The sequence below is a fragment of the Candidatus Collinsella stercoripullorum genome (assembly GCF_027669965.1).
Lineage (GTDB): Bacteria > Actinomycetota > Coriobacteriia > Coriobacteriales > Coriobacteriaceae > Collinsella > Collinsella stercoripullorum.
Genome location: NZ_JAQECM010000005.1, coordinates 58042 through 68652, shown reverse-complemented (window position 1 = coordinate 68652; position 10611 = coordinate 58042). Strand labels below are relative to the sequence as shown.

The 10611-nt window shown below is 71.1% G+C and carries 9 protein-coding genes and 2 tRNA genes; 10 read left to right on the top strand and 1 reads right to left on the bottom strand.

Annotated elements, in window-relative coordinates; genetic code table 11:
* Positions 1-739: 739 nt before the first annotated feature.
* Positions 740-812 (bottom strand) — tRNA-Val (locus PHA29_RS02530).
* Positions 813-973: 161 nt separating this feature from the next.
* On the opposite strand from PHA29_RS02530, the gene PHA29_RS02525 reads away from it, so the two are divergent.
* The 10 genes from PHA29_RS02525 to tatA all read left to right on the top strand — a co-directional run bounded on the left by PHA29_RS02525 (position 974) and on the right by tatA (position 10583).
* Positions 974-4348, top strand: a complete 3375-nt coding sequence (locus PHA29_RS02525; RefSeq protein WP_270847913.1) for a hypothetical protein — start codon at positions 974-976, stop codon at positions 4346-4348.
* 214 nt (positions 4349-4562) lie between these two features.
* Positions 4563-5468, top strand: a complete 906-nt coding sequence (locus PHA29_RS02520) for an HAD family hydrolase (RefSeq protein ID WP_270403225.1) — start codon at positions 4563-4565, stop codon at positions 5466-5468.
* A 13-nt stretch (positions 5469-5481) separates the two neighbouring features.
* The gene (gene murI / locus PHA29_RS02515) at positions 5482-6366 is read left to right on the top strand and encodes a glutamate racemase (protein ID WP_408612015.1); all 885 of its coding nucleotides are present in this window, start codon (positions 5482-5484) and stop codon (positions 6364-6366) included.
* A 152-nt stretch (positions 6367-6518) separates the two neighbouring features.
* A complete protein-coding gene (gene rph, locus PHA29_RS02510) occupies positions 6519-7259 on the top strand; it encodes a ribonuclease PH (RefSeq protein WP_270847911.1) in 741 nt (246 codons plus the stop codon).
* A gap of 105 nt (positions 7260-7364) precedes the next feature.
* Positions 7365-8009 (top strand): RdgB/HAM1 family non-canonical purine NTP pyrophosphatase, encoded by a 645-nt coding sequence (rdgB, locus tag PHA29_RS02505; protein WP_270847909.1) that lies wholly within the window; start codon positions 7365-7367, stop codon positions 8007-8009.
* On the top strand, positions 8006-8452 hold the full coding sequence (dtd, locus tag PHA29_RS02500) for a D-aminoacyl-tRNA deacylase (protein WP_270403219.1): 447 nt from the start codon (positions 8006-8008) through the stop codon (positions 8450-8452). Before rdgB ends, dtd begins: the two co-directional genes overlap by 4 nt.
* Positions 8453-8702: 250 nt before the next feature.
* Complete coding sequence (locus PHA29_RS02495; RefSeq protein WP_270403217.1) at positions 8703-8999, top strand: Veg family protein; 297 nt, start codon at positions 8703-8705, stop codon at positions 8997-8999.
* 2 nt (positions 9000-9001) lie between these two features.
* A complete protein-coding gene (gene ispE, locus PHA29_RS02490; RefSeq protein ID WP_270403215.1) occupies positions 9002-9898 on the top strand; it encodes a 4-(cytidine 5'-diphospho)-2-C-methyl-D-erythritol kinase in 897 nt (298 codons plus the stop codon).
* Positions 9899-9936: 38 nt separating this feature from the next.
* Positions 9937-10013, top strand: a tRNA-Pro gene (locus tag PHA29_RS02485).
* Positions 10014-10322: 309 nt separating this feature from the next.
* Positions 10323-10583: a twin-arginine translocase TatA/TatE family subunit gene (tatA, locus tag PHA29_RS02480; RefSeq protein WP_270403117.1), complete on the top strand. Its 261-nt coding sequence runs from the start codon at positions 10323-10325 to the stop codon at positions 10581-10583.
* Positions 10584-10611 lie beyond the last annotated feature (28 nt).

Sequence of the window (10611 nt, the reverse complement as noted above, 5' to 3'; positions counted from 1 at the left end):
GGGCGGGGGGCCGCCGCTGCCTTGAGACGGGATGGTGAGGGCGGGGCGGCCTGTCGCGCGGCAATCCGGGGGACCTTTTGGGGGCCTTCGTCGAGCCCGACAGCGTGTGTTTTTCGTTCGCGTTCGCGATCATGGCAGATAATCACCGTTTGGGGATAGGAGGGCTGAGGGAGAGCTCGTCGAAGCGATGACGGGGGCTCGGTTCGGCGCGATCTCAGGTGTCGAAAAGCGGAAAATGTTCCCTGTACCATGTGTCTGGCGCTCCAGTTGCCGCTGCGCGTGCCTGGGAGCGCCTTGGCTAGACCGAATCGCGGCGGCAGGGGCCCGTTCGCGGGGATGGGCTTCCCCCAAACGGCGATTCTGCGCCAGCTCCTGGAAAACGAACGGCCGCGCACTTGAATCACCCGCCGAGGGCGCCGTCGGCGCCCTCGGCGCGCGGCGAACGCCCCCGCAGCTCATACGCCCCATGCTCCCGATGAGGGTCGGATCCCCCTGTGCAGGGGGCACGAAACGAAAACGGTGCCGGGGCGGCACCGTCGACCATTCTGGGGTGGGCGATGAGGGATGTCGGCCGCGCGGGGCGCGGCCTCCCGCTGCGGGCCCTCCGGGCCCTTGCGCGCTTCGCTGGGAGATGCTCGCGCATCTCCCAAGCTCCGCGCCCCCAACGGGGTTCGAATCCCTGTGCAGGGGGCACGAAACGAAAACGGTGCCGGGGCGGCACCGTTGACAATTTCTGGGGTGGGCGATGAGGGATTCGAACCCCCAGCCTTGTGCGTGTAAAGCACCTGCGCTAACCGTTGCGCCAATCGCCCGTGATGGAACAGTATAGCGGAAAACGGGGATGAAGCCAGCCGGTGGGGCGCTCGCGGGCCGGCGCGGGGCGTCCGCGCCGTTTGACCGACGTGGGTCGTTTGCAAACGGCCGGAATCTGCCACAATGGACCGAGCAACCGGCTTGCCGACAAGGAGGCACCATGCCCCTCGATCCGATCCGCATCATCCCCGCGAACGTACGCCGTCTCGTCGCGACGGCGCTGGTCGCCGGCGCCTTCGCGCTCGCGCCCGCCCGCCCCGCCGCCGCCTCTCCCTGCCAGCTCACCGAGGCGCAGCGCGAGGCCTACGAGGCGGACGGCACACTCGACGAGCGCCTGGAGTTCGCCGAGGCGCTGGACCTCGACCAGCCCGACCCAGCGCTCGTGGCGCGCGCCGTCGAGCGCGATGCGGGGGACGATTCCGCGCCCACCGCCCACAGCTCGAGCAACGTGCCCATCTTCTGGCGCGGCGGCATGGCGACCGAGGGCGAGGCCCGCGTGCTCGCCCTGCGTGTCTCCTTCCCGGCGGAGGGCGACGAGCCCGCCCTCGACTTCGAGCAGGGCGATACGCTCGAGGCGCTCGACGCCCTCATCGACGGGGGAGGGGGCTCGTTCCCCTACGAGGACCTGTCCTCCTACTACCGTCGCTCGTCGTACGGCAAGCTGTCGATTTCGGGCGACGCGTTCGACTACACCGCGCTCCATGCGCGCAGCCACTACGACGACGATGTCCTCGCCCTGTTCGCCGAGGCCATGAGCGCCCTCGACGCGCAGATCGACTACAGCGACTACGATGCGAACGCCGACGGCTACATCGACGCCGTCTACCTGCACTTCGCGGGAGGGGATACCGGCTGGATGTCGACGTGGTGGAGCATCACGCAGACCTGGGGCGATACGGGCACGGCGTTCGACGGCGTGAAGCCGAGCAAGGTCGTCACCCTGCACCTTCCGTCGGACGACCCCTTCGCCGCGGCGACCGTCATCCACGAGACGGGGCACGTCCTGGGCCTGCCCGATTACTACAGCGCGTCCACCCAGACCGGCGGCGCCTTCTGGCCCTCCGGCATCATGGGGTCGGACATGATGATGGACAACGTGGGCGACCACAACGGGTTCTCCAAGTGGCTGCTCGGCTGGCTCGACGAGGACGAGGTCACGCGCGTCGAGGCCTCGAGCACGGGCATCGTGATGAGCCGCGGCGCCGAGGTCGTCGAGCGCGTGTCGCCGGGGGGCGACGGCACCTCGGCGCTGCAGCTCAGCCTTGCCACCTACACGGACGACGACCCCGCCCGGACCGGCGGCATCATCGTGCTCTCCAACGAGTACGAGGGTATGTTCTCCGACTACTACGTGCTTCAGTACGACACGTTCGCCGGCAACCAGAGCCTGTGCCTCCCCCCGGTGTCGGAGGACGCGGAGCCGCAGGCCATCCCGAACGGCTTCAGGATGTACCGCGTCATGGCCGAGCTCACCGACGGAGGGTTCGACTTCATCCACAGCAATCTGTACGGGTCCGTGAACAACCAGCTCATCGAGCTCATCGACCCGGATATGGACGAGATGCACGTGCCCGGGAGCGGCGATGTCATCTGCGGCGCGGCCTCGGGCGAGTACGGCTGCATGTTGCGGGAGGGCGACGAGGTGACCCCCGACACCCATCCCTCGACCAACTTCTTCGAGGCCGCGAACTTCGGGTACACGGGCATCGGGGTGCGCGTCGACGCGTGCGGCGACGATGCCGGGACCCTCACCGTGTCGCACAGCGGCTTGGACGAGCCCGACACGCCGGACTTCGCGCTCGAGCCCGTCGACGGCCAGGCGCTCTACAACGCCGGCACCCTGGTGTTCGAGGCGTCGGTCTCCGTGCGCGCCTCGCTCATGGAGAACCCGACGGTCGTCATCGACGGGCGGGTCTATCCCGCCGCGCTCAGGGCGGAGGGCACGCGGGTCGAGGTCGAGACGCGCCTCGACCCGACCGTCATCGGCCCCGATTCCGTCTGCGAGGTCGTGTTCCCCGCGGGGCAGTTCTCGATCGGCGCGGACGGCGCGGGCGAGGAGACGGCGTCGCCCGAGACCCGGGTGCCCGTGGCCGCGGGCGAGGTCGCCCGGATCGCGCGGAGCGGGGAGTACGACATCGAGCGCGCGGCGGACGCCGCCTGCGTCGTGAGCGAGCCGATCGAGCTCGACGGGGACGCGCGGGCCGTGTTCGCCCTGCAGGGCGACCGCATCACGGCGCAGCTCGTCGCCGAGGACGGGACGGCGGAGCGCAGCCTCGAGCTCGGCGGCGCCTATCCGCAGGTGGAGGCGTGCACCCGGATCGAGGCGTGCGCGCTCGGCGGGGACCGCGCGGCCCTCGTGCTCATGGGCGGGGAGGGCGCGCGGGTGCTGCTGGCCGACCTCGGGAGCGGGGAGGCGGCGGACGCCGGTTCCATCCGCTCGTTCGACGCGCCCGTTCCCATGCGCGCGGGCGACGGCGTCCTGCTGCTCGCCGGGACGCTCGCGGCACTGGTCGAGGAGGGGCCGGACGGCCCCGAGATGACGTTCGGGGTCCTCGATGCGACCGCCGCCGCGGCCGCCGGGGACGGGACCGTGGTCTGGGAGCGCTTCGACCCGCAGGCGATGACCTCGCGGTTCATGATGGTTTCCGGCGAGGACCTGGCGCGGGCGCTGCGCGCGGCGGGGTCCGGGACCGAGGACGCGGCGCTCGGGGCGGCGCCCGTCACCGACGCGCTCGGGGCGGGCGAGGTCCGCGAGCTGGAGGATGCCGGCATCACGGAGCTCGTGGACGCCGACGCGCGCGGCGGGCGCGTGGCGCTGCTCGGGCGCGCGAGCGGTGCGGGATGGGAGGAGTCCGGGGCCCGGGTGACGGTGTTCGACGCCGAGGGCGCGCTCACGGGATCCGTCGACGTGGCCGGTGCGGCGTCCGCGCCGGGCGCCGGGTCGACCTTCTTCAGCCGGGTGAGGCTCGCCGGCGACGGGTCTCTCGCCGTCACCGGCTTCCAGGCGCAGGGCTCGGGCTATACCCCGCTCGAGACCGTCCTGTTCGCCGCCTCCTCCGACGGGGCCGTGGGCGGCGAGCCTGTCGGCCGCGTGATCGCCAACGCGCCCGTCCAGGGGGTCTGGATGGACGACGGGTCGTGGCTCGCCCTGAGCTGGCCCATGGGCGAGCTCCCGGGGCCGGCGGGCGCGCCGGCGGGCGATGCGGCGTCCGACGGGGGAGACGGCGCCGAGGCGCTCGGCTACGCGATGACCGAGCCGGTCGCCGCCGCGGACGACCCCGGGGACCCGGATACTCCCGGAGACCCGGATGCCCCCGTAGACCCGGATACCCCCGTGGACCCGGAGGCCCCGGAGGTTCCCGATCAGGATGGGAGCTCGGGCGATGCGGACGATCCGTCGGGCTCCGCACGCGAGCCCGGTATCCTGGCCCGGACCGGCGACGGCATGCCGGCCGCCGTCCTCGCGGCGGGGGGAGCCGGCGCCGTCTGCGCGGCCGCGGGCATCGCGCTGGCGATCAGGCGCCGGCGCCGTTAGGCGCCGCGAGGCGGTGCGGTCCCGCGCCCCGCGGTCCCGTCCACCTCCTCGCCATCATCCGGGTCCCGCGTTTGGCCCGTCCCCGCCGTGCGGCTACAATGGGTGCGCAACCAAGCGGTCCCCGGCGCGCCGGCGCCCGTGCCCGGCCCGCGGCGCCCCGCCGCCCGTCCGCGTGCACGCGCCCTGCGTCGCCCCGGCGTGTAAAGGAGTGCCCATGCCCCACACCGTGCTGCCCGACGTCCCCTCGGGCGAGCTGCGCGAGCGCCTCGCCCGGGTGCGCTACGTGTTCACCGACCTCGACGGGACGATGCTCGCACCCGGCTCGTGCGCGCTGGCGGACGCCGCGGGCGAGCCGAGCCTCGACTTCGTCACCGTGCTCGTCGAGCTCAAGCGCGCGGGCATCGAGGTGATCCCGTGCTCGGGGCGCAACCGCTCCATGCTGCACGAGGACACGCGCCTGCTCGGCCTCAACTCCTACATCGGCGAGATGGGCGGCCTGCTCATGCTCGACCGGGGGGATTCGCGCTGGGAGTACTTCACCGCGGACATGCCGTTCAACCCCATCTGGGGGTACTCGCCGCACGAGTGCATCGAGGCGACGGGCATCCTGGACGAGTTCTCCGACCGCTGGCCGGGGCTGCTCGAGTACCACAACGACATGTCGACCGGCTACAAGCACCGCGAGGTCACCGTCGGCCTGCGCGGCGAGATCCCCGACGAGGAGGCCTGGGACATCATCCGCCGCTCGGGCGCCGAGCTCGACTGGGGCGACAACGGCTATCTCAACTACATCTCCGCGCCGACCACGCTGAAGCTGCCGGAGGGCGTCAAGGGCCGCGCGTTCAACATCATGCCGCGCGGGCTCAACAAGGGCCGCGGCATCGAGCGCTTCTGCGAGCTGCGCGGCATCGACCTGTCCGAGACCCTCGCCATCGGCGATGCGGCCTCGGACTTCCTGATGGCGGACTTCTGCGCGACCTTCTTCCTCGTGGAGAACGGCCTCAAGAACCCGTCCGCCGAGACGTTCCTGGAAAGCCACGGCAACGCCTTCGTCACGCGCGGGCGGATCGTGGACGGCTGGGTGCAGGCGATGCGCTGCGTGCTCGCGGCGCGCGGTTAGGGAGGGGATGACGATGGGGAACCGGGAGAACGACCGCCCGATCGGCGTGTTCGACTCGGGCCTGGGCGGCCTCACGGTAGCGCGCTCGATCGCGATGGCGCTGCCGCACGAGTCGATCTACTACCTGGGCGACACCAAGCGCTGCCCCTACGGCACGCGCACGGAGGACGAGGTGCGCTCCTTCGTGATGCAGGCGGGCCGCTGGCTGGCGGAGCGCGACATCAAGATCATGATCATCGCCTGCAACACGGCCACGGCGGCCGGCCTGCGCCTCGCCCAGCAGATGCTCCCCGTGCCCGTGATCGGCGTCATCGCGCCCGGCGCACGGGCGGCCATCAACAGCACCCGGACGCGCCGCGTGGGCGTGCTGGCCACGCCGCTCACGGTGCGCACGGGCGCCTACACCCGCGCGATCAAGGCGCTCGATGCGGGCGTGTCGGTCTACGGCTGCCCTGCCCCGAGCTTCGTCGAGATCGTCGAGCGCGAGCTCGCGACCGGCGCGCACCTCCAGGAGCGCTGGCTGCAGGACGGCGACGTGTTCGACACGCCCGAGAACCGTGCGGAGGTCGAGCGCACGCTGCTGCCGCTCGTGGAATCGGGCGCGCAGGTGGACACGGTCGTGCTGGGGTGCACGCACTTCCCGCTGCTCGTCGGCCCCATCCGCCATGCGCTCGGGCCGGGCGTGCGGGTGGTGTCGTCGGCCGAGGAGACCACCCGCGAGCTCACCGACATCCTGTGCCGCCGGGAGCAGCTCGCCGGCGAGGACGTCGAGCCGCAGCACCGGTTCGCCACGACCTCGGACAACATCGCGGAGTTCGCCGCTGCGGGCAGCTTCATCTTCGGCCAGCCGCTGAAGAGCATCGAGCACATCGGCCTCGACGAGCTCGACCGCTGCTAGCGCCCGCACGGCCCCGCCGGGTCGGGCGGACCCGCGGGGGACGGTAGGCCCGCGCGGCCGCGCCCGCCCGCCGGGCGGACCCGCTACACTGGAACGCGATGCGCAACCCGCCCCGGCGCATGCCGGGGCGCAAGGCAAGGAGAACGGACGCCATGGAACAGATCGAGATCAAGCGCGCGAACGGCCGCGCGGCCGACGCGATGCGCCCCGTCAAGCTCACGCGCGAGGTGATGAAGCACGCGCTCGGCTCGTGCCTCGTCGAGTTCGGCGACACGAGGGTGCTGTGCGCCGCCACCATCGAGGAGGGGCTCCCGGCGTGGCGCCGCGCGAGCCGCGCGGGGTGGGTCACCGCCGAGTATGCGATGCTCCCGGCGTCGACCAACCGCCGCTCCAAGCGCGAGACGGGCGCGCGGAAGGGCCGCTCGATGGAGATCGAGCGCCTGATCGGCCGCAGCCTGCGCACCGTGACCAACCTGCGCGCCCTCGGCGAGTACACCGTCACCGTCGACTGTGACGTGCTCCAGGCCGACGGCGGGACGCGCACCGCGAGCGTCACCGGCGCCTGGGTCGCGCTGCACGACGCGCTCATGGCGTGGGTCGACGCGGGCAAGATCGCGCGCCTGCCGCTCACCGGGCAGGTGGCCGCGGTGTCGATGGGCGTGGTCGACGGCGCGGAGCTGCTCGACCTCGACTATGTCGAGGACAGCCATGCCGAGGTCGACATGAACCTCGTGGCGACCGACACCGGTCAGATCGTGGAGCTGCAGGGCACCGGCGAGCGCACCCCGTTCGACCGCGGGCGCCTGACCCGCCTGCTCGACCTGGGGGATGCCGGCATCCGCCAGCTCGTCGACCTCCAGAATCAGATCACGGCGTTCCGCGACGACGAATAGGGGGCGCTGGCCGGGGTGGGTGCCGCCGCAGCCGCGGAAGACGGTTCCGCGGGCGCGGCGCCCTTGTTCCGGCAGGGCCCCGCATGGGGATGAGAGGAGCCGAACATGGCGCTTGAGAAGATCGACATCGACGCGCTCGACCCGGCGCGCACCATCGTGGTGGCCACCGGCAACCTGCACAAGCTCACCGAGATCCGCGACATCCTGTCCCGGGTCCTGCCGGATGTGACCTTCGTCGCCCTCGGTCAGCTGGGGGATTTCGACGACCCCGAGGAGACGGGGACGACGTTTCTGGACAACGCCCTCATCAAGGCCGAGGCGGCGGTCGAGGCGACCGGGCTGCCGGCGATCGCGGACGACTCCGGGCTCGCGGTCGATGCGCTCGACGGCGAGCCGGGCGTGTACTCGGCGCGCTACGCCGGCGTCCACGGGGACGACGCAGCCAACAACGCCAAGCTGCTCGAGAAGCTGGCGGACGTGCCGCAGGGCGAGCGCACCGCGCGCTTCGTGAGCGTCGTGGCGCTCATCGACGTCGACGGCCTGGTGACCTACGGCGAGGGGTTCTGCGAGGGCTCGATCGGCTTCGCGGGCCGCGGCGGGCACGGCTTCGGCTACGACCCGCTGTTCCTGCCCGACGACACCCCGGGCAGGACCATGGCGGAGCTCGAGCCCGAGGAGAAGAACGCCATCAGCCATCGCTTCCACGCGCTGCAGCAGCTCTCCGCGAAGCTCTCGGGCGAGCTGGCATGAGGGCGCTCGTCCAGCGGGTGCGCCGCGCGAGCGTCGAGATAGCGGGCGAGGTGACCGCCTCGATCGGCCGCGGGTACCTGGTGCTTCTGGGCGTGGGGCACGAGGACGCGCGCGAGGACGCCGACCGGCTGTGGGCGAAGCTGCGCGACCTGCGCATCAACGAGGACGCGGACGGCAAGACCAACCTGTCCCTCGCCGACGTCGACGGGGAGGTGCTCGTGGTCTCGCAGTTCACGCTGTACGCCGACTGCCGGCGCGGCCGCCGGCCCTCGTTCACGGACGCCGGCGACCCCGCGCTCGCGCGCGAGCTGTACGAGTACTTCTGCGAGCTCGTACGCCGCGACACGGGGCGGGTCGAGACCGGCACCTTCGCCGCCGATATGCAGGTGGGGCTCGTGAACGACGGCCCCTTCACCGTGATGCTCGACACCGACCTGCTGTAGGGGGCGCCCCGCCCGGCGGCGATGCCCGCGGGGCGGCGCGCCCGTGCCCCGCCGCACCCAGCGGCCGGGCGCCTGCGGGTCTTGCCCGTGTCGCCCGCCCGTCCTCTCGCGCACTCTACCGCGGTGACGTGCATTTCCTTCCGCCGCTTGCTATACTCTGTAAGCTTTATCGCTACGTTGGGGGCACTCTGTGCATCGCGGCCGTGCACCGCGGAAGCGCTTTTTAGCCCCATCATCCATAGGAGGCGCAATGGGGGAGATGGAAGTCAACCACGTTGACGAGATCCATGAGAAGCTGAACGGCATGATCGGCCAGCGCGTCAAGGTGAAGGCCAACATGGGCCGCACGCGCGTCGTCGAGCGCATGGGCTGCATCAAGACCGTCCACCCGTCCGTGTTCATCGTCGAGGTGGAGGAGCGCCGCGGGCGCAAGTCCCGCCAGTCCTACCAGTACGTCGACGTGCTCACCGGCACCGTCGAGCTGTTCGACCCGGAGTCGGGCGAGCGCCTGTTCACGCCTCTCGGCAACCAGCTCGAGGAGCACTGATCATGTCCGGGTCCGCGTTCCTCCTGGTGACCGCGCCCGCGAAGATCAACCTCTACCTGGGCGTGCATCCGGAGAAGGACGGGCGCGGCTACCATCGCGTCGATTCGGTCATGACCGCCATCGACCTCACGGACACCCTGGCCATCGCGCCCGCCGAGCACCTCATGGTGCGCACGGTCCCCGAGGCGGACTTCCCCATGGAGGAGAACACCGCCTATCGCGCGGCCGTGGCGATGGGCGAGGCCTTCGACCGCGAGCCCGCCTTCGCGATCCTCATCGACAAGCACATCCCCGTCAAGAGCGGCCTGGGCGGCGCGTCCTCCGATGCCGCCGCCGTGATCATGGGGATCTGCCGCTACTGGGGCGTCGACCCGACCGACCCGCGCATCGACCAGGTGGCGCGCTCCGTCGGCGCCGACGTGCCGTTCTTCCTCTACGGGCCGCCGGCGTACTTCTCCGGCGCCGGGGACGTCATGGACGAGATCTTCCGCCCGCTCACCGGGACGCCCGTCGCCCTCGTGAAGCCGCTCTCCGACGGGGTGTCCACGCGCGAGGCCTACGAGCGCTTCGACGCCGCGCCGCCCGCGGCGGGCGATCTGGAGCCGGTGCTCGCCGCCCTGCGCGCGCACGACGAGGAGGCGCTCTTCGCGAGCGTGTCCAACAACCTGGCCCCGGTCGCCTGCGAGCTCGTGCCCCAGATCGCCGAGGTCCGCGCATGGCTGCGCGAGCAGCCCGGCGTCCGCGCCGCGGAGGTCTCCGGCTCGGGGTCGGCCGTGTTCGCGGTCTGCGACACCCAGATGGCCGCCGAGGCGATCGTCCGCTCCGCGCTCGAGGAGCGCGGTTGGTGGGCGCAAGCGGCAAAAATGGAGAAGTCGGGACCGGTTGTGGCTGTCGGCTAGCATTCGGCCGAAGAGTGTGTTAGGATAGCTTCCGCCTTCGGGTTGTGGCTCAGTTTGGTAGAGCACCGCGTTCGGGACGCGGGGGTCGCTGGTTCAAATCCAGTCAACCCGACCATCGCATTGAAGCAGGTCAGAGCGGGTTTCGCTCTGACCTGTTTTGCGTTCGCGGGCACATGCCGTCCTCGGGTCCGATTCCCGCCCCGCAGGCGCCTGACCCGAAGCTGACACCTGCCTGACATACGCGCGGACCTCGTGTGCGTTTGCCCAAATCCGGGCAGGTCGGCCGCGGGGGTGGTCTGACGTGTAAAATATGGCGGTGTTGTCCGCGCCACAGGGGCGCGGTATACTCTTTCGAGCTGGAGACGCCCGGTTTCCCCGATGCGTGCCTCCGCGCTGACGCCGCCATCTGTTTGGGAGGAAAAGTATGTTCCCTAAGGGTACCGAATGGATCATCATCCTGGTCATCGCCCTGCTCATCTTCGGCCCCAAGAACCTGCCGAAGCTCGGCGCCTCGCTGGGTAAGACGGTCAAGAACATCCGCGAGGGCATGTCCGGCGACGACGCCGCCACCGAGGAGGAGCCCGAGAGCGAGGAGGACAAGGAGATCCGCGAGCTCGAGGAGAAGCTGGCCGAGGCCAAGAAGGCCAAGGCGGACAAGGACGAGAGCTCGGCCGACGAGGACTAGTCCCACCTCACAGGGGTGAGCGATGACC

Coding starts and splice junctions, on each gene's coding strand:
- PHA29_RS02525 (WP_270847913.1), top strand. CDS start 974: ATGCCCCTCGATCCGATCCGCATCATCCCCGCGAACGTACGCCGTCTC.
- PHA29_RS02520 (WP_270403225.1), top strand. CDS start 4,563: ATGCCCCACACCGTGCTGCCCGACGTCCCCTCGGGCGAGCTGCGCGAG.
- murI (WP_408612015.1), top strand. CDS start 5,482: ATGGGGAACCGGGAGAACGACCGCCCGATCGGCGTGTTCGACTCGGGC.
- rph (WP_270847911.1), top strand. CDS start 6,519: ATGGAACAGATCGAGATCAAGCGCGCGAACGGCCGCGCGGCCGACGCG.
- rdgB (WP_270847909.1), top strand. CDS start 7,365: ATGGCGCTTGAGAAGATCGACATCGACGCGCTCGACCCGGCGCGCACC.
- dtd (WP_270403219.1), top strand. CDS start 8,006: ATGAGGGCGCTCGTCCAGCGGGTGCGCCGCGCGAGCGTCGAGATAGCG.
- PHA29_RS02495 (WP_270403217.1), top strand. CDS start 8,703: ATGGGGGAGATGGAAGTCAACCACGTTGACGAGATCCATGAGAAGCTG.
- ispE (WP_270403215.1), top strand. CDS start 9,002: ATGTCCGGGTCCGCGTTCCTCCTGGTGACCGCGCCCGCGAAGATCAAC.
- tatA (WP_270403117.1), top strand. CDS start 10,323: ATGTTCCCTAAGGGTACCGAATGGATCATCATCCTGGTCATCGCCCTG.